The 23,891-nt window shown below is 64.0% G+C and carries 21 protein-coding genes; 11 read left to right on the forward strand and 10 right to left on the reverse strand.

Translation table 11 applies throughout. The features are described 5' to 3' along the window. Positions 1 to 87: 87 nt before the first annotated feature. Positions 88 to 1,284 carry an MFS transporter gene (locus EEB12_RS01975; RefSeq protein ID WP_141487334.1) on the forward strand — a complete coding sequence of 399 codons (1,197 nt, stop codon included), beginning with the start codon at positions 88 to 90 and terminating at the stop codon, positions 1,282 to 1,284. A gap of 67 nt (positions 1,285 to 1,351) precedes the next feature. Then, entirely contained in the window at positions 1,352 to 1,885 is a 534-nt protein-coding gene (locus tag EEB12_RS01980; protein ID WP_019748278.1) for a GNAT family N-acetyltransferase, read from the forward strand. A gap of 12 nt (positions 1,886 to 1,897) precedes the next feature. On the opposite strand, the gene zapE is transcribed toward EEB12_RS01980, so the two are convergent. Beyond that, entirely contained in the window at positions 1,898 to 2,914 is a 1,017-nt protein-coding gene (gene zapE, locus EEB12_RS01985) for a cell division protein ZapE (protein ID WP_019748277.1), read from the reverse strand. Between the two features lie 43 nt (positions 2,915 to 2,957). On the opposite strand from zapE, the gene EEB12_RS01990 reads away from it, so the two are divergent. Genes EEB12_RS01990 through msrB form a run of 4 tightly spaced genes read left to right on the forward strand, consistent with a single transcriptional unit; the run spans position 2,958 to position 7,065 of the window. Further along, positions 2,958 to 3,707, forward strand: coding sequence for a pyrimidine reductase family protein (locus tag EEB12_RS01990; RefSeq protein WP_020907585.1), 750 nt, complete (start codon positions 2,958 to 2,960; stop codon positions 3,705 to 3,707). A 19-nt stretch (positions 3,708 to 3,726) separates the two neighbouring features. Continuing rightward, the gene (locus tag EEB12_RS01995) at positions 3,727 to 5,280 is read left to right on the forward strand and encodes an alpha/beta hydrolase (protein ID WP_019748275.1); all 1,554 of its coding nucleotides are present in this window, start codon (positions 3,727 to 3,729) and stop codon (positions 5,278 to 5,280) included. A gap of 60 nt (positions 5,281 to 5,340) precedes the next feature. Next, entirely contained in the window at positions 5,341 to 6,624 is a 1,284-nt protein-coding gene (locus EEB12_RS02000) for a glycosyltransferase family 87 protein (RefSeq protein ID WP_019748274.1), read from the forward strand. A gap of 9 nt (positions 6,625 to 6,633) precedes the next feature. Beyond that, positions 6,634 to 7,065, forward strand: a complete 432-nt coding sequence (msrB, locus tag EEB12_RS02005) for a peptide-methionine (R)-S-oxide reductase MsrB (protein WP_003942631.1) — start codon at positions 6,634 to 6,636, stop codon at positions 7,063 to 7,065. A gap of 152 nt (positions 7,066 to 7,217) precedes the next feature. Here the strand turns inward: msrB and EEB12_RS02010 are convergent, their stop codons facing one another. The 7 genes from EEB12_RS02010 to hemE form a co-directional block, all read right to left on the reverse strand. Then, a complete protein-coding gene (locus EEB12_RS02010) occupies positions 7,218 to 8,138 on the reverse strand; it encodes a hypothetical protein (protein WP_141487335.1) in 921 nt (306 codons plus the stop codon). Then, complete coding sequence (locus EEB12_RS02015) at positions 8,138 to 8,449, reverse strand: hypothetical protein (protein ID WP_019748272.1); 312 nt, start codon at positions 8,447 to 8,449, stop codon at positions 8,138 to 8,140. Before EEB12_RS02015 ends, EEB12_RS02010 begins: the two co-directional genes overlap by 1 nt. Then, entirely contained in the window at positions 8,442 to 8,915 is a 474-nt protein-coding gene (locus EEB12_RS02020) for a YbaB/EbfC family nucleoid-associated protein (RefSeq protein ID WP_238076725.1), read from the reverse strand. The genes EEB12_RS02015 and EEB12_RS02020 overlap by 8 nt, the downstream gene beginning before the upstream one ends. 82 nt (positions 8,916 to 8,997) lie before the next feature. Further along, complete coding sequence (locus EEB12_RS02025; RefSeq protein ID WP_141487855.1) at positions 8,998 to 11,274, reverse strand: molybdopterin guanine dinucleotide-containing S/N-oxide reductase; 2,277 nt, start codon at positions 11,272 to 11,274, stop codon at positions 8,998 to 9,000. Between the two features lie 54 nt (positions 11,275 to 11,328). Continuing rightward, positions 11,329 to 12,024 (reverse strand): hydrogen peroxide-dependent heme synthase, encoded by a 696-nt coding sequence (hemQ, locus tag EEB12_RS02030; protein WP_141487336.1) that lies wholly within the window; start codon positions 12,022 to 12,024, stop codon positions 11,329 to 11,331. Between the two features lie 4 nt (positions 12,025 to 12,028). After that, positions 12,029 to 13,390, reverse strand: a complete 1,362-nt coding sequence (locus tag EEB12_RS02035; protein ID WP_141487337.1) for a protoporphyrinogen oxidase — start codon at positions 13,388 to 13,390, stop codon at positions 12,029 to 12,031. After that, the gene (gene hemE, locus EEB12_RS02040) at positions 13,387 to 14,484 is read right to left on the reverse strand and encodes a uroporphyrinogen decarboxylase (RefSeq protein ID WP_021334677.1); all 1,098 of its coding nucleotides are present in this window, start codon (positions 14,482 to 14,484) and stop codon (positions 13,387 to 13,389) included. Before hemE ends, EEB12_RS02035 begins: the two co-directional genes overlap by 4 nt. Before the next feature lie 168 nt (positions 14,485 to 14,652). Between hemE and EEB12_RS02045 the strand changes: the two genes are divergently transcribed. The 5 genes from EEB12_RS02045 to EEB12_RS02065 all read left to right on the forward strand — a co-directional run bounded on the left by EEB12_RS02045 (position 14,653) and on the right by EEB12_RS02065 (position 21,499). Continuing rightward, positions 14,653 to 15,243, forward strand: coding sequence for a DUF3000 domain-containing protein (locus tag EEB12_RS02045; RefSeq protein WP_019748266.1), 591 nt, complete (start codon positions 14,653 to 14,655; stop codon positions 15,241 to 15,243). 60 nt (positions 15,244 to 15,303) lie between these two features. Beyond that, positions 15,304 to 16,710 carry a WS/DGAT/MGAT family O-acyltransferase gene (locus tag EEB12_RS02050; protein ID WP_019748265.1) on the forward strand — a complete coding sequence of 469 codons (1,407 nt, stop codon included), beginning with the start codon at positions 15,304 to 15,306 and terminating at the stop codon, positions 16,708 to 16,710. Between the two features lie 11 nt (positions 16,711 to 16,721). Beyond that, positions 16,722 to 18,011: a ribonuclease D gene (locus EEB12_RS02055; protein ID WP_020907574.1), complete on the forward strand. Its 1,290-nt coding sequence runs from the start codon at positions 16,722 to 16,724 to the stop codon at positions 18,009 to 18,011. A 161-nt stretch (positions 18,012 to 18,172) separates the two neighbouring features. Further along, complete coding sequence (locus EEB12_RS02060; RefSeq protein WP_003942598.1) at positions 18,173 to 19,393, forward strand: thiolase family protein; 1,221 nt, start codon at positions 18,173 to 18,175, stop codon at positions 19,391 to 19,393. Then, entirely contained in the window at positions 19,394 to 21,499 is a 2,106-nt protein-coding gene (locus tag EEB12_RS02065) for a 3-hydroxyacyl-CoA dehydrogenase NAD-binding domain-containing protein (protein ID WP_141487338.1), read from the forward strand. Positions 21,500 to 21,565: 66 nt separating this feature from the next. Here the strand turns inward: EEB12_RS02065 and EEB12_RS02070 are convergent, their stop codons facing one another. Together EEB12_RS02070 and EEB12_RS02075 are read right to left on the reverse strand one after the other, a co-directional pair. After that, positions 21,566 to 23,137 (reverse strand): GMC oxidoreductase, encoded by a 1,572-nt coding sequence (locus tag EEB12_RS02070; RefSeq protein WP_133728002.1) that lies wholly within the window; start codon positions 23,135 to 23,137, stop codon positions 21,566 to 21,568. Positions 23,138 to 23,239: 102 nt separating this feature from the next. Beyond that, complete coding sequence (locus EEB12_RS02075) at positions 23,240 to 23,791, reverse strand: TetR/AcrR family transcriptional regulator (RefSeq protein ID WP_029255269.1); 552 nt, start codon at positions 23,789 to 23,791, stop codon at positions 23,240 to 23,242. Between the last annotated feature and the right edge of the window lie 100 nt (positions 23,792 to 23,891).

Genomic DNA, 23,891 nt, shown 5'->3' on the forward strand with positions numbered 1-23,891 from the left:
AACACGCAGCTTTGTTGGACACTCGACCAGTATCAAGATCCAGTACCGTTCGGCCTAACCGAACGAACGAGACAAAGGCCCTGCTTGATGACGGATAACACCCGCACCCTGACGAGGGCTCGGATCGCCACTTCGGTGGCCTTCGGACTTCAAGGATTTCTGCTCGCCGCCATTCTGACGCAGCTGCCGCAGTACAAGGATTTGTTCGAGCTGAGCGAGACACTGGTTGTGGTTGCGGTTGTCACCGTGTCCGCCATCGCCGGGCTCGGCAGCGTGCTCGCCGAGATTCTGGCCGTGAGAACGTCGAGCAAGGTGACTCTGCGAACCGGACTCGCCGTCATCGCAGTCTTCGGCGGGGCAACCGGAATCGCGCCCAACGCGGCGATGTTCTTCGTCTTCCTGGCGATCTACGGCATCGGACTCGGCATGGTCGACGCCGCCGCCAACATGCAGGCAGTCTCGATCCAACACGCCAAGGGCCGCTTCATCCTCTCCTCGTTCCATGCTTCCTGGAGCGTCGGAGCGATTGTCGGCGCTCTGTTCATCTCTGCTACCGCAAGCCTCGACATCTCGATCCGCATAACGCAGGTGATCGCGGGAGTTGTTGTCGGACTGATGCTTCTGGCCTTCGGCCCGCAACTGCTCGATCGCTCCGAGTCTCCGGTTGCCGATGCAAACATCACGAGCACCGCGAAATTCACCGTACCCACCCGCGCCTTCGTCCTGCTCGGCGTCGCGATGGCATTGTTCTATGCGGTCGACTTCAGCGTCGGAAACTGGTCGACGCTGTACGTCAAGGACGAACTGCTCGCCGACGCCGGGACGGCCGCCCTTTCCGTGGCGGCGTACCAAATCGCGGCATTGGTCGCACGACTGACCGGCGACTACTGGGTCGGCAAGTTCGGTGAGACCACCGTCGTGCGGATCGGCTCTCTCATCGGCGTGGTCGGCATGACGATCGTTGTCCTCGCGCAATCTCCCGCCGTTGCCATCGCCGGCTTCCTGATCGTCGGCCTCGGCGTACCGGTGATCGCCCCGATCTGCTTCAGCGCCGCCGGACGGATGGCTCCCCCGGATCAGGTCGACGCGGTGATCGCACGAATCAACCTCTTCAATTACGTCGGCACGGTGGTCGGCGGCGGCATCGTCGGCGCGGTCGCTGCCTTCAGTGACCTTCGAATCGGGTTCCTGATTCCGCTGGCGTTCTGCGCGATCTTGATAGTTCTTGCTCCCGCGTTCGCACCGAAACGAGCCACGACGCCGGTCGCCGAGAACGCCGCTTGAGCATCACGCTCGACGAAGGTGGTGTACTTGATCAACCGAATCATGTGCGCGAGAGGTAGAAACTGACGTGACGATCACCGTTGACCGGGCCGGAATCTGGGATTCCGAAGCAATCGCCGACGTGGCAGCGGTGACGTTTCCGCTGGCTTGTCCGCCGGGCGCATCCGACGACGACATCAGTGCCTTCATCGACAACGTCCTATCCGTCGACAAGTTCTCCGAGTATCTGACGGACCCGACACGAACCGTTCTCAAGGTCATTCGCGACGGCGCGATCGTCGGCTACGCGATGCTCGTCGACGACGAGCCCGCCGACCCGGACGTCAAAGCTGCTGTGACACTTCGCCCGACGACGGAACTTAGCAAGTTGTACGTGCTTCCGGGAAACCACGGAACCGGCGCGGCAGCATCCCTGATGGACGCGGTTGTCGACCATGCACGACGCAGCGGAAGTGCCGGGATCTGGCTGGGTGTCAATCAGGAAAATCTGCGCGCCCAGAAGTTCTACGCCAAACATGGCTTCACCCAGGTCGGCACGAAGACGTTTCTCGTGGGGGCACAACTCCACCACGATTTCGTGATGGAGCGCCCCGTCAGCTGACAGGCCTGCTGATCAGCCGGCCGCGACCTCGAAACGAGAAAGTGCGAGCAGACGCGAGGTCGCGCGCAGGTACTTCTTCTTGTACCCACCGGCAAGCATCTCGGGGGTGAAGATCTCGTCGAGGCGTGCGCCGGAAACGGTGACCGGGATGCTCGCGTCGTACAAGCGGTCGGCGAGAACCACGATGCGCAGTGCAACAGACTGATCCGTGGCCGGGTGAACGCCGTCGATGAAGACCGCCTTCACCCCCTCGACCAACTTGTTGTAGCGCGACGGATGCAGTGTGCTGAGGTGCTTGCACAGCTCGTCGAAGTTGTCGAGCGTGGCGCCGTCGATCGCCTCGGCCCGAGAGACCAATTCCTCCGAGGAGATGGGCTCCGGTGCGGGCGGGAGATCGCGGTGACGGTAGTCGGGGCCGTCGACGCGAATCGTCTCGAAGATCGAGCCGAGCTTCTTGATCTCACGCAGGAAGTCCTGAGCCGCGAAGCGACCCTCACCGAGCTGGCCGGGAAGCGTGTTCGACGTCGCGACGATAGACACGCCGCGCGCGGAAAGCTCCGAAAGGAGGCGAGAGACGAGCATGGTGTCGCCCGGATCGTCGAGCTCGAACTCGTCGATGCAGAGAACGCTGTGGTCGGCGAGCGCTTCGACCGCTTTGTTGAAGCCGAGAGCGCCGACGACGTGTGTCAGCTCGACGAAGGTTCCGAAAGCCTTCGGCGACGGAACGCTGTGGAAGATCGACGCCAGCAAGTGAGTCTTACCGACACCGAACCCGCCGTCGAGGTACAGGCCGGCGCCGGTCGCCTGGGTCTTCTTGCCGAACAGTCCGCGGCGTCCACCACTACGGATCTTGGTTACGCGCTTGGAGAATTCCTCGGCCTTGGCGACAGCAGCTGCCTGGCTCGGTTCCTTCGGATCAGGAATGTAGGAGGCAAAACTCACCTCGTCGAACATTGCGGGAGGCACCATTTGAGCTACCAGTTGATCGGCGGGTACCACCGGGCTGCGATCGACAAGACGTTCATGCATCCGTCAAGGGTATCTACGTGATGTGATCTCTCATGTGCACCGTATGGATATTGCGACCTACTTCACACCAGGCCACGAAGACGAACTCCGCGGCTTGTACGCCTATCCGGAGAACCTCTCCCAACCCTGGATGCGCGTGAACTTCGTTTCCAGCATCGACGGGTGCGTCTCCGTCGACGGAGTGAGCCATGGACTGGGCACACCTGCGGACAAGTCGGTATTCGGGATCTTGCGCGAACTTTGTGACGTCGTCGTGGTCGGCGCAGGCACAGCGCGAGCCGAGAACTACGGGGGTGTGCAGATCTCGGACGCAGCCCGGGCGCGACGAAAGGCGGGCGGCCTCGCTCCGGTCCCACAGATCCTCGTCGTCTCGGCGCACGCGTCGATCGACCCTGAAAGCCGGCTCCTGCGAGATACCGAAATTCCGCCGATTCTTGTTGTCGGTAGCGCCGCGGACAGCGCAGCGATTTCAGCGCTGAGGTCGGCCGGAGCGCAGGTGGAGGTGACGGACTCACCGAATGTCAGCAGCGGCGACATCGACAGGGCCTTGTCGGCTCGCAAGCTCCGTCGCGTGCTGTGTGAGGGAGGGCCGTCACTTTTCGGGCAGTTGATCGAGGACAATGCCGTCGACGAACTCTGCATCACCACTTCACCTCAACTGGTGGGGAGCAAAGTCGGCCGAATCTCGCTCTCCCCCAATGCAATGCCCACGTCGATGCATCCCGCTCACATTCTCGGCGATTCGGACGGCACGATCCTCACTCGATGGGTTCGTCAGCAGCCACGTCGGTGAACCTGGCACTCTGGTCGGCATGCGCAGAGTTGCTTTGATGGCCGTCGTCCTCGCGACGTGTTGTGCGTGCGGCGCCGGGCCGTCGCTTCGGCCCGCCGTCGCGGTCGAAGGCCGCACCGACGGCAGCCCTGCCCAGAGCGAGGGACCGTCACCCGATGCGCCGCCGGTTGACCCCGGCGTCCCGACCGACGACATACCGTGGCGAGACTGCACCGGCACGTCACTCGCCGACCAGGCTCTCGCAGCGTCGAGCGCCGGCGTCATCCTCGAATGCGCGGAATTCAGTGCCCCCATCGACGTGACCGGCGCCATCGACGGCAACTTCACTGCCGGCTTGACCCGCGCTCGGACGTCCTCGACGCCTGCCAACGCGTATCCGATCGTGTTCACATCCGGCACCGACCGTTCGTCGGGAAACTCTCTGGCCATGCTCGCTACGTCCGGCTTGACGACGGTGCTCGCGGACCACCCCGTCGTTGCCCTGGATCGACGCGGAATCGACAGGTCCACCGCAATCGACTGCATGACGCCGGAGATTCGGCGCGGCCTTCACGATCTGGGCCAGTTCGACGCGGACTCCACCGGCGACGCCGCCGACGCGGTCGCCGCTCTCGGTCACGATGCAACCATCGCCTGTACCGACTATCTCGATCCTCAAGAACTGAAGTTCGGCGCGGACTCCGCGGCCGAGGACATCGACGCTCTACGTACGCGGTGGGGCGTCGAGACCATCGCTCTGTGGTCGGCAGGGTCCGGCTCGGACATCGCGCTGAGCTACGCGGCAGCCCACCCCGACAACCTCGCGAGGTTGATCCTCGATTCTCCCGCTCCGGTGGCCACGGACGCTGCCACCGAGGCAGAGAGCCGCGTGCAGGGCGAGGAAGCGGCGTTGACCGCATTCGCTCAGCGATGTGTGGCGCTGGGGTGCTCGCTCGGACCTGATCCGAAGAAGGCGGTCACGGACTTGATGGAGCGCGCTCGGGCCGATGAATTCCAGCCGCTGTCCGCCGCTGCGGTGTCGAACGCGATTTCGGCGAGCCTGTGGACTGCCGGAACCAACCGAGAGCAAGAGACCCGCTCGCTCTCAGACGCTCTGTCCGCGCTCGGTACCGGCAACGCTTCGCCGATTCGAGAGCGCGCCGCCCGGGCAGAGAACGAGGTGGACGGTGACGGCCAGTTCATCGGACGATGCACCGACGGCATGCAGTGGCCGGGGATCGGGCGCGTCCGCGAACTGGCGGACACCTGGGGCACCAACTATCCGGTATTCGGTCGAGAAGCCGCGCTCGGTTTGCTCGCGTGCGCCAGCTGGCCGTCGACCGCCAACTCTCCCCTGCCGAATCAGTTGAAGCCCGCCGTCCTCGTGCTGAGCGGTCAGGGCGACCCGGCCGTCGGGAACTCCGGACTCTCGACCGTCACCGGCGTCGTGACCAACGCGGGGTCGCGCTTCGCAACCCTGGACTGGCAGGGTGCAGGTCACCCCGCGGCACAATCCACCTGCGCGCAGCAGGCGATGAGGGCATACCTCACCGACGCCTCCCTGCCCAGCAACGGAAGCGTGTGCCCGGCCTGACTCGGGCGCTTGTCCACCACGACCGAAAAGGGGTGCATCCCCCGATCACACCCTGCTCCGGTGTACCGTGCCGAAGTGTTCCTTCGACAGCTCGAGCCGCGTACCGGGCGGACAACCCAACAAGTCGTCAACTTCGTTTTGTGGCCGATCGCCGTGATGACCGTGCTCAATCGTGTCATCGTCACAGCAGTCAACGGCGCCATCACCGATGACTTCCGACCGGTCTACAACGCCGCGCTGGCGTTCTGGAACGGGCGCGACGTCTACACCGCAGATTTCAACTCCGTAGACCCCCATTATCTGTACCCACCATCGGGTTCCTTGTTGATGGCACCCCTGGCGATCCTCGATCCCGAGCGCTCGCGGTGGCTGTTCATCGGTGTCAATGCCGTCGCCATTCTCGTGGCTCTCTACCTGCTGTTGCGCTTGTTCGACCTGACGATCAGTTCCATCGCGGCGCCGATTCTGGTGCTCGGCGCTTTCATGTCGGAGACGGTCACCAACACGTTGGTGTTCACCAACATCAACGGCCTCGTACTGCTCGGCGAAGTTGCCTTCCTCCTGCTGCTGATGCGCAAGAAGGATCTGTGGGCCGGCGCCGCGATCGGTCTCACCATCGCAGTGAAACCCACTCTCGCGCCACTGCTCCTGCTGCCGCTCGTTCGCGGTCAGTGGAAGGTGCTCGTCACCGCCCTGGGCATCCCGTTCATTCTCACGGTCGTGGCATGGCCGCTTGCGTCGGATCCGATGGACTTCGTCCGCCGCACCGTGCCGTACCTGCTCGAATCTCGTGACTACTTCAACAGTTCGATTGTCGGAAACGGCGCTTACTTCGGTCTGCCCGAATGGTTGATCCTGCTGTTGCGCGTCGTGTTGGCCGCCATGGTCGTCGTCTCTCTGTGGCTTCTGTACCGCTATTACCGCAACGACGAACTCTTCTTCCTCACCACCGCGACCGGTGTGATCATGACCGCGTCGTTCCTGCTGCCATCGCTCGGCCAGATGTACTACTCGATGATGCTGTTGCCGCTGTTGATGTCCGTGGTGCTCAAGAACTCGGTCATGCGGAACTGGCCGGCGTGGCTCGCCGTCTACGGCTTCATGACATTCGACAGCTGGTGGTCGAACCGCTGGCCGACCTTCGGCCGGGCAGCCGAATACACCAAGAGCACCCTCGGCTGGAGCCTTCTGCTGATCGTGATCTTCTGTGTCCTCGGATACCGGTATCTGGTCGCGCGTCGCGAGGGCCGCTTGGATCGCGGAATCGATCCCGCCTACCTCCTCGATCCCCCGCTCGATACCGTCTCACCTGCCGACGAAGCCGAAACGGCGACAAAGCATTAGCGTGGAGGCATGAGTTCTTCACACGATGGCATCGACAGCACACCTGAGGTCACGTACACCGAGAGCGAGTGGCGCGAAAAGCTGACTCCGGAGGAGTTCGCCGTCCTGCGCCAAGCCGGCACCGAACGCCCCTTCGTCGGCGAGTACACCGACACCACCACGGAAGGCGTTTACTCCTGCCGTGCGTGCGGAGCCGAACTGTTCCGCAGCACCGAAAAGTTCGAATCGCACTGCGGGTGGCCGTCCTTCTTCGATCCGGCGGATTCGGATGCCGTGATCCTGAAGGAAGACAGCTCACTCGGGATGCGCCGTGTCGAGGTCATCTGCAAGAAGTGCCACAGCCACCTCGGTCACGTCTTCGAGGGCGAGGGATACCCGACGCCGACCGATCAGCGGTACTGCATCAACTCGATCTCGCTGGTTCTCAAGCCCGCTCAGTAGCCAGGTCGTGGGCTGCCCCGTGTCGCTCAGTAGCCAGGTCGTGGGCTGCCCCGTGTCGCTCAGTAGCCAGGTCGTGGGCTACCCCGTGTCGCTCAGTAGCCAGGTCGTGGGCTACCCCGTGTCACTGGTAGCCCACGATTCGAGACTTCAACTCAGAAGTCCCAGTTCAGCGCAGTCGGGCTCAGACCAGCAGCGTTCAGGCCCTCGTTTCGAGCGACAAGACCGTCCTTGACTGACCCGATCCCACCACCGATCGCGCCGGACGTGATGTCCGTCAACGAGGCATCGCCGCCCGTGACTTCCTTCGTCACGATCGCAGCGGACGCTCCCGATACCGCATCGTCGAAAGCCCCCCGCGCGATCTGCTGCAATCTCGAACCGGTCGGGAGCGGGTTCGGGTCGGGGCCGACACGATCCGGCGTCGTCTTCAACCCTCCGTTCGCAAGTCCCTTGATGAAACCGTCGCGCCCCTCGGTCACGACCTTGCCACCGTCGATCGACTGGCGATGATCCATCGTCATCTGCCCGAGTTGAATGGCGAGGCCGGAGAAGACGGCAGCGGCAGCTTCCACTGCTGCAGCCTCGATCACTCGTATCAACAATTGCTGCAACAGCATTCGGACCGTGAGTGTTGTTGCCACCTCAGCCGCCACGATTCCGGCGGTACTCGCACCCAGTGTCGGGACAGCCGCCGCCACCATGGCGGCAATCTCGAGCGCAAGTGCGCCCAGCGCCGCGAGGATCGACAGTTTGGTGTACTCGATGTCCGTGCCGGTATCGGTGCATGACTGACCCAGTTCGGCCGCGGCAGAGGACAACCGCTCGAAGACCTCCGCAACTCCCCCGGCCTCCGACCAATACCGAGACAACGAGTCGCCGGCTCGACCGTCGATCGATGCCAGTACTGTTTGCAATCCGTAACCACCGGCAGCGGCCGAAGCCTCGATCCGATCAGCCGCGCCTGACCAGGCATCACCCAACCTCCACAGTGCCGTTTCGTCTCCTTGCGGCCAGTCACTGCCCACCGCAACCGACGCAACCGCCTGTAACCAGCCTGGAATCTCGAGTCCCATCAGAGCCCACCCGCCATGTCGTCGGCAAGCGAGGTGTCGATCGATTCGAAACGATCGGTGATCTCGATCAGCGTGGCAGTCAATTCGCGGAGCGCGCCCGCGACCAGTGTCATCCCGCCGACTGCTGACTCCGCACCGGGAACATACGCGTCCGAGAATGCGGTTCCGAACTGGTCAGCGCCCCAACACCCCTCTTCGGCGCCGGCCACTGTTTCCAGAGCACTCCGCGCCTCGTCGAGATCGGCAGCGACCACCTCGAATGCTGGTGCAGCACTTCCCATCGCGGCCACGTCCACGTCCAGTTCAGACATTGCCGGAGCTCCTCAGAACGGTGCGGTCCCAGTGCTCGTCGCCGCCGACCGGCACCGACGCCGGACGAGGCGCGAGAATCTCACGCAATCCGAGCACACCGGGAACGAGGTCAGGCAAATCGATCCTGGCCGCTTCGGTGAACGGCCTCGACATCTCGGCAATCTGTCGGCGCATGTCCTCCGCCGCAGATGTGGCCGTGGCCAGGATCAGATTTCCCAACGCCACCGGCGAATGCTTGCCGTAAGCGCTCCCGGAGAGGGTGACTCCCACGGTCGCCCCCGAAGCGTCTACGACGACTTCCACGCTGCCATCACTCGAGCGCGCGCTCGCCGTTGCTCGTGCGATCTTCTCCTGCATATCCGCCAGCGATCGCGTTCGCTCCAACAGATCAACCTGCATCGAATCGATCTGAGCCCGAAGAACTTCGACGTGTCCCCTCATCGAACCAACATCCGCCCCACTCACGATGGCCCCCACCTTCGATAGATCGTGACACCTGATTCAGGCGCTCACGAGGTTCGACGCGGGAGGTGGCCGATCGGTTCCGTCAGCGCGAACGAAGCACGGGCGGATCGAACGCCTTGACCGGCGGCAGAACACCTTCGAATTTCTCGATCTGCACCAGAACGTGCTGGCCGGTGCACCCGTGCGAAAGCGAAGACGTGCCGACGTCCGGCGTAAGAACGTTGGGATTTCCGTGAACACACAGCGAATCGGGATCGGCAGGATCGAGCGGGTCGTACCACGCCCCGGTCGACAACTGGACGACGTCGCTCCGCAAATCCGAATCGACGATCACACCAGCCAGGCACGCCCCGCGATCGTTGAATACGCGCACCACGTCCCCAGCCGACACGCCGCGCGCGGCAGCTGCATCGGGGTGCATACGAATCGGCTCGCGTCCCTGAATCTTCGATGCCTGGCTCGCAGCGCCGTGATCGAGTTGGCTGTGCAGGCGCGTCTTGGGCTGGTTGGCGATCAAGTGAAGCGGGAATTGCGTGGCCCGTGGTCCACCCAGCCACTCGTCGGGCTCGTACCAGCGCGGATGGCCGGCGCAGTCGTCGTAGCCGAAAGACTCGATGGTCTCGGAGAAGATCTCGATCTTCCCACTCGGAGTCGAGAGCGGATACTTCTCGGGGTCCTCGCGGAAGTCACCGAAGAGCACGAGGTTGTCTTCGGTTCGCATCCGGTAGTGCCCGTCCGACCAGAAATCCTCGAACGTCGGTGTGTTGCCGCCGTCTGCATCGACGAACGGCCGCCATTGACCGTAGAGATGCTCGATCCACTCCTGTGAGGATCTCCCCTCGGTGAACTGCTCCCCGAATCCGAGCGCAGAAGCCAGAGCGGCAAACGTGTCGTAGTCGTCTCGCGAATTCGCGAAAGGTGGAACTACTTGCTGCATCGCGACCAGAAGTGGATCATTTCGTGTGCAGCTCAGGTCATTTCGTTCGAGCGACGTTGTCGACGGGACAACGATGTCGGCATTGCGAGCCATCGGCGTCCAGTAGGGATCGTGAACGACGATCGTGTCCGGACGCGCAAATGCTCGTCTCAGCCTCGGGAGATCCTGGTGGTGGTGAAACGGATTGCCACCGGCCCAGTAGACCAACCGAATATCCGGATAGGTCAGGCGCCTGCCGTCGTAGTCGAACTCCTCGCCGGGCGAGAGCAAGAGATCGGAGATCGCGGCCACCGGAATGAAATCGGGCACCGGATTCACACCTTGCGAGAAGGTCGGCAACGGATACGGCACCGGAGCCAGACCCGGCTCGTTCATCGAACCGTAGCCGTGGCCGAAACCGCCACCCGCAAGCCCGAATTGGCCGAGCATCGCGGCGAGTGTCACGCCCATCCACGGTGCCTGTTCACCGTGTTTGATGCGTTGCAACGACCACGTGACGGTCACCAGCGTCCGGCCGGACGCCATTCTCCGAGCCAGGTCGGTGATGAACTCCGCCGGCACCCCGGAGATCTTCTGCGCCCAGCGCGGATCCTTCGGTACACCGTCGGCACGTCCGAGCAGGTAATCCTCGAAGCGTTCGTAGCCGACGCAGAAGCGGTTCAGGAAATCGCGATCGTGCAGGTCCTCCGACGCCAGGACAAACGCCAGGGCAAGCATGATTGCCACGTCGGTTCCCGGAACGGGTGCGATCCACTCGCAGTCGCCATCGACGTCGTCGCGCAACGGACTGAAGGAGACGATCTTTCCGCCGCGGGCACGAAATGCGTCGAGCGCCCCGCGCGTCGGATGATCGCTCGTACCACCGGCATTGACGCCGGTGTTCTTGATCGGTACTCCCCCGAACGAGACGAGAAGATCGGAGTGCTTGGCGATGACGTGCCACGACGTGGAGCGCGCGAACAACTTCCAGTGTGTTCCGACCACACGCGGCATGATGACACCGGTGGCACCGAGCGAGTAGCTGTGGACCGACTTGGTGTATCCACCCAGCTGATTCAGAAATCGGTGAACTTGGCTCTGCGCGTGATGGAATCGACCGGCGCTGGCCCAGCCGTACGAGCCGCCGAAGATCGCTTTGTTCCCGTGCGTGTCGACCACGCGACGCAACTCGCGGGAGAGGAGTTCGGTCAGTTCGTCCCACGAGACCGAGACGAACTCGTCCGCTCCACGTCGGTCGCTGGGACCAGGCCCGTTCTCGAGCCAACCGCGGCGCACCGCCGGGCCCGAAACGCGAGCCCGACTGCGCACCGAACCGGCGAGGTTCCCGAGCATCGGCGAGGGATTCGAATCACCCTCGTACGGATGCACGGCGGTCACCTCGCCGGCGACCGATTCGGCGGTGAACATTCCCCAATGGGACATGTGTTGACGACGCCGGTTCGGTGCAGTTGTCACAGAAACTACTTTCGAAGTAGATCAGGGTAGGGAAAGGACCAGCTTCTCGATGTCCACGCGCGGCCCGGTGAAGAACGGCACCTCTTCGCGAACGTGCAAGCGAGCTTCGGTGGCACGCAGATCGCGCATCAGATCGACGATACGGATGAGCTCAGGCGCTTCGAACGCGAGAATCCACTCGTAGTCCCCCAGAGCGAAGGCCGGGACCGTGTTGGCGCGAACGTCCTTGTACGAACGAGCAGCCATACCGTGATCGGCGAGCATCTTGCGACGCTCCTCGTCGGGGAGCAGGTACCACTCGTACGAGCGGACGAACGGGTAAACGCAGATGTAGTCGCCCGGATCCTCACCCGCGATGAACGAGGGCACGTGGCTCTTGTTGAACTCCGCGGGGCGGTGCACCGCCGAGTTGCTCCAGATGGGAGCACTGGCCTGTCCGAGGACGGTGGTGCGGCGGAAATCCGCGTACGCGGCCTGAAGTTCCTCGATGCTGGCCGCGTGGGTCCAGATCATGAAGTCCGCGTCGGCGCGCAAGCCGGCGACGTCGTAGACGCCGCGAACCACGACGCCCTTGTCTTCGAGACCCTCGAAGAACAAGCGGGCGTCCTTGACCGCAGCTTCCCGATCATCGCCCAGCACACCGGGTTCCACCTGGAACACGGAGAACATGAGGTAACGGATTTCAGAGTTCAGTTTGTCGAAATCAAGGCGTGCCATGGGTCTATCGTGCCACTCGCTCGAATATCCGTGTAGCCGCCGTCGTGCCGACTGCGACACACGCCGGAACCCCGACGCCGTGCAGCCACGACCCGGCCACTTCGAGGCCGTCGAACTGCGTCATCCCGGACTCGATTTCAGCCACGATTTCCGTGTGACCTGGGGAGTACTGGGGAAGACCGCCGTGCCACCGCTGTACGAAGCTCGCTCCTGGCTCCTCGGTGATTCCGGTCACGGTCTCGAGATCGGCGCGCGCAAGTTCGATCAGTTCACCATCCGGCCGGTCGACGATCTCCGATGCGCCGAATCGACCGAACGACACCCGAACGAGATGCTCGCCGCGATCAGCGAGGTGCGTCCACTTTCGGCTCGACAGCGTGAACGCCTTGGCGGTCAGGTCGGCGTCGGTGGCAACCAGGATCCCCGAATTCTGCGGAAGGTCGGCCTGACCGGGCAGGCGGAGCGCCACCACCGCGGACGACGCCAGTTCGATCCGCGACGCGATACGCGCAATATCCGCATCGACGCCGGCCAACAGCACCGCTGCGCGCGGCGCCGGAACAGCCAGAATCACCGCGTCGACGCTGCCGAGCGGATCGACGTTCCAACCTTTCCCGTCCCTGCGTAACCCGGAAGCCTCGCCGCGGACGAACGTCGCGTCGGCGGCCTGCCGCAGCGCATCGAGCAAGATGCCGTAACCGTCCCTGAGCGCTCCGAACACTGGTCCGGGTGCAGGTGTCGGCACTGCGGCTGCAACTGCATCCGTGAGGCTCTGAGCGCCCGCATCGAGCGCCGCAGCGAGTGTCGGCAAAGCTGCACGCACTCCGATGGTCTCCGCCAGGCCCGAGTACACCCCGCCGAGAAGCGGATCCACCGATCGGCTGACCACCTGATCACCGAATCGCTGTGAAACCAGTTCGGCAACACTGCAATCGGAACCGCGGGTCCACTCGAACGGAGCGCCTGGTTCGGCAGCTATGCGCGACAGTGTCTGCTCGTCGACTAGATCTCTCACCGACTCGGACGATGCCGGGATTCCCATCAGGGTTCCGGCAGGAAGTCGATTCAGTGAGCCCTGGGACCAGATCAACGGGCTCAACCCCGCTGGGTAAACGATCTGATCGGTCAGTCCCAGCTCGGCGAGAAGCGCAGGGACTTCGGGCCGACGGGCGATGAACGCCTCGGCGCCGATGTCGATCGGGCCACCGCCAAGATCAATCGTTCGCAGCTTCCCGCCCAGTCGCGGAGAGTCGTCGACGACCGTGATGTCGGCAACGGAGCCCAGACTGCGCCGAAGCCGGTACGCGGCAACCAGACCGGAGATTCCGCCTCCGATCACCGCGACCGACGGCCGAGTGGTTGTCACAGCGAGTGCACCAGCTCCACCGCCGAGGTGATCGCCGTGGGATCGGTGTCGGGAAGAACTCCATGGCCGAGGTTGAAGATGTGGCCGATGGCACCGGCTTCGATCGCGCGGTCACCTTCAGCGGCGATCCGGCGCACCTCACGATCGATCACCTCGGGGCCCGCGAACAGTACAGCGGGATCGAGATTGCCCTGCAGCGCCTTGCCCGGACCGACACGACCGGCCGCGACGTCGAGCGGAATCCGCCAGTCGACACCCACGACGTCGGCACCTGCCTCCCCCATCGCGCCGAGAAGTTCACCGGTTCCGACACCGAAGTGGATACGCGGAACGCCGGCAGCTGCAACCTCGGCAAACACCCGTTCGGAATGTGGGAGAACAAATTCCCGGTAATCGGCCAGCGAGAGCGCGCCGGCCCACGAGTCGAACAGCTGAACCGCGTCGACACCCGCCTTGAGCTGCGTCTGCAGGAAGCAGATCGTGGTGTCTGCCAGGCTTCCGAGCAACGCGTGCCAGGTCTTCGGATCGGAGTGCATGAGCGCCTTGGTCTTCTCGTGGTTCCGGCTCGGACCACCCTCGACCAGATACGACGCCAAGGTGAACGGCGCTCCGGCAAAGCCGATCAGCGGAGTCGAGCCCAACTCGGTGGTGAGAAGTCGAACGGCCTGCGCGATCGCCCCGACCTCTTCGGGAACCAATCGAGGGAGGGCCGCGACGTCGGCGATGGAGCGAATCGGATTGGCAACCACCGGTCCGACGCCGGCAACGATGTCGAGATCGATTCCCGCAGCCTTGAGCGGAACAACGATGTCCGAGAACAGGATTGCCGCGTCTACATCGTGACGACGCACCGGCTGCATCGTGATCTCACAGACCAGCGCCGGATCGAAACACGACTCCAACATGCCGATCCCCGCGCGGATCTCGCGATACTCCGGCAATGAACGTCCGGCCTGGCGCATGAACCACACCGGCCGTCGACTCGGAGTGCGTCCGGTCGCCGCGGCGAGCAACGGTGCGTCGGGCAAAACTCGCCGAGCGCTGTATTCCGCCGACCCGGTCATGCCTGAATTCATGTTGTCCAACCCGCTCATCAGTCCTCGCGCTCTCCGCCAACGTGTGTCTTCGATCGACTCAATGCTGCCATGTCCCACACTCGGGATCGGACACCCGAGCGGTTCGTGAGCGGCCACACACCCGAACCACACTCGGTCGGCGCGCCTCCACCTACCCGCCCTTATCCCCGACTAACGTCCTGACCTGTGACGACATCCGGATCGACAGCCGACCCGGCCGAGTTCCGTGCCGCCGTGGAGGCGATGACCGCTGCGCGGGTTCGGCCCGAGATAGAGGTCGGTCCCATCCGTCCGCCGCAGCGTCTCGCTCCGTACAGCCACGCAGTGGGAGCCGAGGTTCTGCACCCGGACTCCGACGTCGTGGCCGAGCAGTCCGAGGGCGACGCTTTCGGCCGCCTGATCCTGTTGTTCGATCCGGACGGCGACGAGGCGTGGAACGGCACCATGCGGTTGGTGGCCTACATCCAGGCCGATCTCGACGAAGCCGTCGCCGCGGATCCACTACTTCCCGAAGTAGCCTGGAGTTGGCTGGTGGACGCACTCGAAGCCGGACCGGAACCTTTTGTGGCCCTGGGCGGTACGGTCACAGCCACAACTTCCGTGCGATACGGCGACATCGCGGGTCCGCCGCGAGCCCACCAACTCGAGTTACGTGCATCCTGGACTGCAACGTCATCAGAATTGGCTCACCATGTCGAGGCTTTCTGTGAAGTTCTCGCGTACGCGGCAGGACTTCCGCCTGCCGGGATAACCACGCTGTCGCGGCAGGGCGACTAACTCCACTACTCGTTTACGCATTCCCCCGGAAAAATACTAGAACCTGTTCTAAAATGAGTCATGCAACGTCTCAGCGGACTCGACGCGACCTTCCTCTACTTGGAAACACCGACCCAGCTATTGCACGTTTGTGGACTCGTACTGCTCGACCCCTCGACCATTCCGGGCGGTTACGACTACCGGAAGCTGCTTCGCGAGTTGGACTCGCGGATGGCCACGATGCCGACCTTTCGGCGCAAACTCAAAGATTCCCGCCTCAATCTCGACTACCCGGTATGGGTCGACGATCACGATTTCGACATCGAGCGGCACTGCCACCGGACCGCGGTACCTGCTCCGGGCACACACGCGGAACTGGCAGAACTCGCCGGACACATCGCGAGCCAACCGCTGGATCGTTCCCGCCCACTGTGGGAGATGTGGGTCATCGAGGGACTTGCCGACGGACAGATCGCCGTCATGTCGAAGATTCATCACAGCGCTGCCGACGGCGTCACCGGCGCGAACATCCTCGCTCAGCTGTGCAGTCTCGAACCGGATTCACCGGCGCTCGTGGATCCCACCGCACAGGGTGCGGGCGACGCGGGAACGCTGGACATCGCCATCGGCGGACTCATGGCCGTCATCGCCCGACCCGCAAGAATTGCCCGTCTGGTCCCCGGCGGAATCGCGATGCTCCCCAAGTGGGTGACGCGTGCACGAAAGGGTGAAGCGATGCCTGCTCCGTTCACCGCGCCGCGGACCTCGTTCAACGGCGCTATCACCGGTCACCGCAACGTCGCCTTCAGCCAGCTCGATCTCGCGAAGGTCAAAGCCGTCAAAGACCGTCACGGCGTGAAGGTCAACGATGTGGTTCTCGCGCTGTGCGCGGGTGCTTTGCGGACCTACCTCGAGGACCGCGACGAACTGCCGGAGGACTCACTCGTCGCGATGGTCCCCGTATCGGTCCACGGTAAATCCGATCGGCCGGGCACAAACCAGATCTCGGGCATGTTCACGCAGCTGGGCACCCAGATCGGCGATCCGGTCGAGCGTCTGCACGCGATCAGCGATTACAACGCCACCTCGAAGAACCACAACGAGGCTCTGGGTGCGAACATGCTCCAGGACTGGTCCCAGTTCGCATCACCAGCGGTGTTCGGCGCCGCCATGCGGGTGTACTCGTCGCTCAAACTCGCCGAGCGTCACCCCGTCGTGTCCAACCTGGTCGTCTCGAACGTGCCCGGGCCGCCGGTCCCGCTCTACTTCCTCGGCGCCCAGATCAAGGGAATGTTCCCGCTCGGCCCGATCTTTCACGGGGCAGGACTCAACGTGACGGTGATGTCACTCGACGGAAAACTCGACGTCGGCATCGTCAGTTGCTCCGATCTGGCACCCGAATTGGACCAGCTCGCGCAAGGTTTCGGAGCCGCACTCGACGAACTGTTCGACGCTGAGGTGACAACCCCGGCCCCGACTGCGACGTAGAGTCAGTGACCATGTCCGAAGTCACCGATGATGCAACCGAGCCCACCTCCGACGTAGTTCCGCTGCTCGTTCCGCGTGACGGAGTTCCGGACGTCATCACCACTGCCGCCGGTGTCGCCGACGCCGCGGCCGCGCTGGCCTCCGGCCACGGTCCGCTCGCCGTGGACGCCGAGCGAGCATCCGGATTCCGTTATTCGGCACGGGCGTACCTGATCCAGCTCCGACGCGAAGGAGCGGGATCGTTCCTGCTCGACCCGATCCCGACAGCGCAGGACCTGCAGCCGTTGGCCGAGGCGATCAACCCGTTGCAATGGGTGCTGCACTCGGCCGATCAGGATCTCCCCGGCCTCGCCGAACTGGGCCTGACACCGGCCGAGCTGTTCGACACCGAACTGGCCGGTCGACTGGCCGGGTTCGAACGAGTCGGACTCGCCGCGATAGTGGAACGAACCCTTCGGGTGGAACTTCGCAAAGGTCACGGGGCCGCGGACTGGTCGACACGTCCGCTGCCGGACGCCTGGTTGAACTACGCCGCCCTCGACGTCGAAGTGCTTCTCGAACTGCGCGACGCCATGGAAGCCGAACTCGAATCCCAGGGCAAGCTCGAGTGGGCGAAGGAGGAGTTCGAGTACATCCGTCTGGCCGGCCCGCCCAAGCCCAAGCCCGACCGTTGGCGTCGTACATCGCACATCACCTCGCTCAAGACCACTCGACAGTTGGCGGCAGTACGGGCGCTGTGGCAGGCGCGTGAGGATCTCGCGCGCAAGCGCGACGTGTCGCCGAGCCGGGTTCTCCCTGACTCCGCCATCATCGATGCCGCCCTCAAAGATCCTCAGTCGCTGGATGCACTCCGTTCGCTTCCCGTGTTCGGCGGACCACGTCAACGCCGGTATTCGCGTGTGTGGATGGACGCGCTGGAAGCTGCGCGCAGGCTCCCGGACAGCGAGCTTCCGCCGAAGACCCCGCCGATCGTCGGACCCCCTGCCGCCGGCCGCTGGGCTCGCCAGGACCCGGCGGCCGCGGACCGACTGACGGCGGCTCGGGCAGCACTGTCGGACCTGAGCAAGGAAGTGTCGGTGCCCGTGGAGAATCTGCTCCAACCCGACCTGGTCAGGCGCCTGTGCTGGGACTGGAAGTTGGAACCCGACTCGGACATCACCGAAGTCGAGAGCGCAATCGAGACCAAGCTCACTTCCGGTGGCGCACGTGGCTGGCAACGCACTTTGACGGTTCCCGTCCTCGCCGAGGCACTGAACTCCGTGGTCCCGGCCGAGCCCGAAGCGGAAGAGCCTGAATCCTGACCTGACCCCGGTGTGAGGTTGGAGCAATTCGGCACGTTAAGTTACCGGTCAGTAATGGGCAGTAGTACGCTCGATACGAGGCCGGACGCCTGGCCGTGATCGCCGAACCAACGTCTCACCGCACTTCGGAGTGGTGGGCAGCTCCATCAGGAGGAATTCGCGTGGCTCCATCCACAAACAACCAACGCAACGTCGTCTTCGTCGACGGCATTCGCACCCCGTTCGGCAAGGCCGGCCCGAAAGGCATGTACGCCGACACGCGCGCAGACGATCTCGTCGTCAAGGCGATTCGTGAGCTGCTTCGCCGTAACCCGCAGCTCGATCCCGCACGGATCGACGAAGTGGCTGTCGCAGCCACCACGCAGACCGGTGACCAGGGCCTGACCATCGGCCGCACCGCTGCGATCCTCGCCGGTCTCCCCGAAACCGTTCCCGGATTCGCCATCGACCGCATGTGCGCCGGCGCGATGACCGCCGTCACCACCACCGCGTCGGGCATCGGCTTCGGCCAGTACGACGTCGTGATCGCCGGTGGCGTCGAGCACATGGGCCACCACCCGATGGGTGAGGGCGCAGACCCCAACCCGCGCTTCCTCGCCGACCGCCTGGTCGACCCGAGCGCCCTCGTGATGGGTAACACCGCCGAGAACCTGCACGACCGGTTCCCGACCATCACCAAGGACCGCACGGACGCCTACGCCGTCAACAGCCAGAACAAGTACGACGCTGCCAAGAAGGCCGGCTTCATCGCCGACACCCTGGTCCCCGTCGCCACCCGCAGTTCCGCGGGCTGGGGTCTGGCCACCGAAGACGAGCCGCCGCGCCCCGGAACCACCGTCGAAGATCTCGCGAAGCTCAAGACGCCGTTCCGCCCGGCCGGACGCATCACCGCCGGTAACGCCGCCGGACTCAACGACGGTGCCACCGCAGCACTGCTCGCCGGTGAGGACACCGCAGCCGAGCTCGGCCTGCCGGTCGGCATGCGCATGGTGGGCTTCGCCTACCAGGGCGTCGACCCCGCCGTCATGGGTATCGGCCCGGTTCCCGCCACCGAGAAGCTCCTGGCACGCACCGGCCTGAAGATCGAGGACATCGGACTCTTCGAGATCAACGAGGCGTTCGCCGTTCAGGTCCTCGCGTTCCTCGAGCACTACGGAATCGCCGACGACGACCCGCGCGTCAACCAGTGGGGCGGCGCCATCGCGTGTGGCCACCCCCTCGCTTCCTCGGGCGTTCGCCTGATGACGCAGCTCTCCCGCCAGTTCGCGACGCGTCCCGACGTGCGCTACGGCTTGACCACCATGTGCATCGGACTCGGCATGGGCGGCACCGTCATCTGGGAGAACCCGAACCACGCTGACTACCAGGCAGGGGTTAACTAAATGTCTGATATTGCAACAGCATTCGCCGACGAGGTCGTGACGAACGCCTACACGAAGATCATCTCGGTCCCCGGCATCGAGGGCCCGTTTGCACTGATCACCCTCGACAACGGCTTCGACCACACCAAGCCGTCGTCCTTCGGTCCCGGCGGACTCGCAGCATTCGACGCCGCCCTCGACGAAGCCTTCGCAGCCAACCCGGTTGCCATCGCCGTCACCGGCAAGCCGTTCATCTTCGCCGCCGGCGCAGACCTCAAGGGTGTTCCCGCGATCACCTCTCGCGAGCAGGGACTCGAGCTGGGCCGCTTGGGTCACAAGGTGTTCCGACGCCTGCGTGAGTCGTCCGTTCCCACGTTCGCCTTCATCAACGGTGTCGCTCTGGGCGGCGGCCTCGAGGTCGGCCTGCACAGCCACTACCGCACGGTTGCCGCCAATGCGGGCGCACTGGGTCTTCCGGAAGCATTCCTCGGTCTGGTCCCCGGTTGGGGCGGAACGCAGTTGCTCCCCAACCTCGTCGGCCCGTCGAACGCCGTCACCGTGGTGATCGAGAACTCGATGAACCAGAACAAGGTGCTCTCCCCCAAGAAGGCACTCGAACTCGGCGTCGTCGACGTCGTTCTCGATTCTGCCGACTTCATCGAGCAGTCCCTCGCCTGGGCGTCGCAGGTCCTCGCCGGCACAGTGACCCCCGCTCGCCCCGAGATCGATCGTGGCCAGGGCTGGGACGACGCGATCGCTCGTGCGAAGGCGATCGTCGACGGCAAGACCAAGGGCAACGCTCCCGGCGCCGTCAAGGCCGTCGAGCTGCTCGAACTGGCTCGCAGTACCGACATCACCGATGCCGCTTCGCTCGACAAGGGCTTCGCGGCCGAGGACGAGGCTCTTGCCGACCTCCTCCTGACCGACGAACTCCGTGCAGGTCTGTACGCCTTCGATCTGGTGAACAAGCGCGCCAAGCGCCCCGCCGGAGCACCCGACCGCTCGCTCGCCCGCAAGGTCAGCGGCGTCGGCATCGTCGGTGCCGGTCTCATGGCCAGCCAGCTCGCGCTGCTCTTCGTCCGCCAGCTCAAGGTGCCGGTCATCCTGACCGACATCGACCAGGAGCGCATCGACAAGGGTGTCGGTTACGTCCACACCGAAATCGAGAAGCTCCAGGGCAAGGGGCGCCTGTCCCCCGACGCTGCGAACCGCCTCAAGGCGCTCGTCTCCGGTTCCCTCGACAAGGCCGCGTTCGCCAAGACCGACTTCGTCATCGAAGCCGTCTTCGAGAACATGGACGTCAAGAAGAAGGTCTTCGCGGAACTCGAGCAGTTCATCGCTCCCGAAACCATCCTCGCCACCAACACCTCCTCGCTCTCCATCACGGAGATGGCGTCCGGCCTCGAGCATCCCGAGCGCGTGGTCGGCTTCCACTTCTTCAACCCGGTTGCCGTTCTTCCCCTCCTCGAGATCATCAAGGGCAGCAAGACCGACGATGCCACTCTCGCAACGGCTTTCGCCACCGCGAAGTCGCTGAAGAAGTCCGCCGTCCTCTGCGGCGACAAAGCAGGCTTCGTCTTCAACCGCCTCGTCACCCGCACCTTGGGTGAGGTCATGTCCGCCGTCGACGAAGGCACCCCCTTCGACGTCGCGGACAATGCCATAGCCGAACTCGGCATGCCCATGTCGCCGTTCACCTTGCTGGCCCTCGTCGGACCCGCAGTGGCTCTGCACACCGGTGAGACCCTGCAGGAGTCGTACCCGGACCGGTTCAAGAGCTCACCTGGACTCGAAGCACTCGTCGAGGCTCGCAAGCCCGGCGTGTGGACCTGGGGCGAGAACGGTCAGGCCGTCGATCCCGAGGTCGCCGCACTGTGGCCGCAGGGTGACAAGGTGTCCACTTCGGAAGAGGTCCTCGAGCGCACACGTCGTGCGTTTGCCGAGGAAATTCAGATCATGCTCGACGAGGGCGTCGTAGCGGCAGCCGAGGACATCGACCTCTGCCTGCTGCTCGGCGGCGGGTTCGGATTCTGGAACGGCGGAATCACGCCGTACCTGGACCGGACCGGTACCTCCGAGGCTGTCAACGGCAAGCGCTTCCTCGCGCCTGGTGTTGCCAGCGTCTGAGTCAGTCGATCGACCCGTCACGGACGGCGTGCCTTCGGGTACGCCGTCCGTGGCGTTTGCGCAGGTTCAGAATAGGGTTCCCACATCGTCTTTCACGATGTTCTCGAGCGCACGCTCCGCGACGGCGGCGATAGTCATCGACGGATTGCACGCAGCGGAGTTGCCCTGCAACAGAGCGCCGTCGAGCACGTACAACCCCCGCTGGCCCAGAACCCGACCATCAAGATCGCACACCGAGTTCATGCAGGCACCGCCGAGGGGATGCCAGGTGGACGGCAGTAACGCGTTGGTGTCGGTGAGCAGTCCTCCTGCCGCGATCTGCTGGGCCGCAGGTCCGATGTGGCCTTGCTGGATCGCAGAGTCGCCATCTCTCGGCCAACGGAGCACCGCCTCGCCTCGCGCTGAGTCGTACACGAACCGACCCCGGTCGCTGCTGACCCCGAATCCGACCATCACCGTGCTGTGAGCGTCGAACGCCACCGGCGGGAACGACGCCTGAATGACAGTGAACGCGTTATGCGGGTCGTCCCAGTTCCGGCTGCCGTAGACGACCGGCCCGCCCTGCGTCGCGCCGAAATTCTCCGCGAGATCCGACCAGATGTAGATCCGGTCGGCATTGGTCCCCCACCCCGCGCCGAGTTCGTCGGGCAAATCCGTGATCCGCCCCGTTGCCGCGGCGCGGACCAGGAGTTTGGTGGTGTTCATGCTGCCGGCAGCCATCACGAGCGCATCCGTCGTCAAAATCTTGTTCTCGAGAATGTTGCCGGAAATGTCGGTCCGGTCCACGTACACACGCCACCGTCCGTCGGCCGCCCGCTCGACATCGGTGACCTGGTGCAGAGTCTCCACATTCACCAATCCGGTCGCTTCCGCTGCCGCAATGTAGGTGACATCCACCGAATGTTTGCCCCCGTTGTTGACACCGAGCGCGCCGTCACCGTTGGTGTACGACGGCTTCATCTCACCCCGCAGTTCGGCCAACGCGTAGTTCCAGTCGATCGGCATCGGAATTTTCGACACGGGTAGACCGGAACGCGTTGCGTTACGCGCGAATACACGTGCCGCCTCGTAGTTCGGGCTGGAAATCAGTTCGTCGGGTGCAGTTTCCACTTGCAACATCCGCGCCACCCGCGGGTAATGGACGCGGTCCATTCGTGCGTAATCGAGCTCCTCCGGAAAGTGCGTGTTGAAGACCGCTTCTTCCGGTTGCAGCGTCATCCCTTGGTACACAAGCGATCCGCCGCCCACACCGGCTGCGCAGATCGCGGTCATGTTCTCACCGGTCACCGTCTCCAACAAACCCGCGTATGGCTCGAAGATCGCCGGCCTGCCGAACAGAGTCGGGTTGGACTGATGCCAGAGGATACGCTTGTCCGGACTGGCGGGATGCGGAAAAGTTTCGGCATTCGGCCCGGTCGGCCACCGAATCCCTCTCTCCAGCAGGGTGACCGGAACCCCGGCCTCGGCCAAGCGAAGTGCCGTCACCCCTCCGCCGAACCCCGAACCGATAACCACGACACGGTGCACTTCACGTGTCAGCGGAATCCCTGTTGCAGCCTTGGCAGTGCGTGGCGCCATCATCGCGACTCCCACGGCGGCCGTACCGGCCAAGAACGATCTACGTTTCACTCCGGACATGACTGGTACTCCCTCGAAGAATGTCGCCAGAGAATTCCGGGCACGCCAAAACTAGACACTCTGACGCTCGAGTGTCAAGGTTTTGGCGGAGCAGGCGAGGAACTACGAGGTCGACCGGATTGCGGGCCCGAGCCACCTCGAGAGAAAGGCCCGCAAGGAGTCATCGGAATGGACGAGGTCACTGTCGAATGCAACAACCGAAAGCCCCAGTCGCACGGCAATTTCCACTATCTCATCCAACTCCGCCTCCGTGGCCAGGCCACGTTCGACCATAGGGGCGAGCATCTGACCAGCGAAAGGTATTGCTCGACTCATCATTTCGAGATCGAAGACAGGGTTTCCCCGCTCGGCGAGGAGCAGAGTCGCGAGCACCGGGTGAGCACGCACGGCAGTTCGCGCGGCAACGATGAATTCGACGACGTAGTCGCACGCCGTGTCGACCGACTCCACCTGCGCCGTGATCTCCCCGAGAACCTCGACAGCGAGACCGCCCATCGCCTGGGAGACGACCTCTTCACGTGTACCGAAAATCGAGTACACCGTCTGGCGCGAGACACCGGCCGCGGTGGCAACTGCGGCAATGTTCACAGCCTCGAATCCGCCACCTTCGATCAGTCCGAGGGCGGCGCCGAGAATCTTCTGCTGAGATCGCACGAGGAAAGTATCGCCCACCGAAACGGCGCCCTGAGAAACGCGGTCCAGATCCGACCCCCACCTGCATAAACGGCACAATCGGTTTCGTTTGGCTGCCGAA

Origin of the sequence: Rhodococcus sp. WS1, from assembly GCF_003797745.1 — a bacterium.
GTDB lineage: Bacteria > Actinomycetota > Actinomycetes > Mycobacteriales > Mycobacteriaceae > Rhodococcus_F > Rhodococcus_F erythropolis.

Coding starts and splice junctions, on each gene's coding strand:
- hemQ (WP_141487336.1), bottom strand. CDS start 12,024: ATGGCACGCCTTGATTTCGACAAACTGAACTCTGAAATCCGTTACCTC.
- EEB12_RS02050 (WP_019748265.1), top strand. CDS start 15,304: ATGCAACGTCTCAGCGGACTCGACGCGACCTTCCTCTACTTGGAAACA.
- EEB12_RS02055 (WP_020907574.1), top strand. CDS start 16,722: ATGTCCGAAGTCACCGATGATGCAACCGAGCCCACCTCCGACGTAGTT.
- msrB (WP_003942631.1), top strand. CDS start 6,634: ATGAGTTCTTCACACGATGGCATCGACAGCACACCTGAGGTCACGTAC.
- EEB12_RS02070 (WP_133728002.1), bottom strand. CDS start 23,137: ATGTCCGGAGTGAAACGTAGATCGTTCTTGGCCGGTACGGCCGCCGTG.
- EEB12_RS01995 (WP_019748275.1), top strand. CDS start 3,727: ATGCGCAGAGTTGCTTTGATGGCCGTCGTCCTCGCGACGTGTTGTGCG.
- hemE (WP_021334677.1), bottom strand. CDS start 14,484: ATGAGCGGGTTGGACAACATGAATTCAGGCATGACCGGGTCGGCGGAA.
- EEB12_RS02010 (WP_141487335.1), bottom strand. CDS start 8,138: ATGGGACTCGAGATTCCAGGCTGGTTACAGGCGGTTGCGTCGGTTGCG.
- zapE (WP_019748277.1), bottom strand. CDS start 2,914: ATGCATGAACGTCTTGTCGATCGCAGCCCGGTGGTACCCGCCGATCAA.
- EEB12_RS02015 (WP_019748272.1), bottom strand. CDS start 8,449: ATGTCTGAACTGGACGTGGACGTGGCCGCGATGGGAAGTGCTGCACCA.
- EEB12_RS01975 (WP_141487334.1), top strand. CDS start 88: ATGACGGATAACACCCGCACCCTGACGAGGGCTCGGATCGCCACTTCG.
- EEB12_RS01990 (WP_020907585.1), top strand. CDS start 2,958: ATGGATATTGCGACCTACTTCACACCAGGCCACGAAGACGAACTCCGC.
- EEB12_RS02065 (WP_141487338.1), top strand. CDS start 19,394: ATGTCTGATATTGCAACAGCATTCGCCGACGAGGTCGTGACGAACGCC.
- EEB12_RS02025 (WP_141487855.1), bottom strand. CDS start 11,274: ATGTCCCATTGGGGAATGTTCACCGCCGAATCGGTCGCCGGCGAGGTG.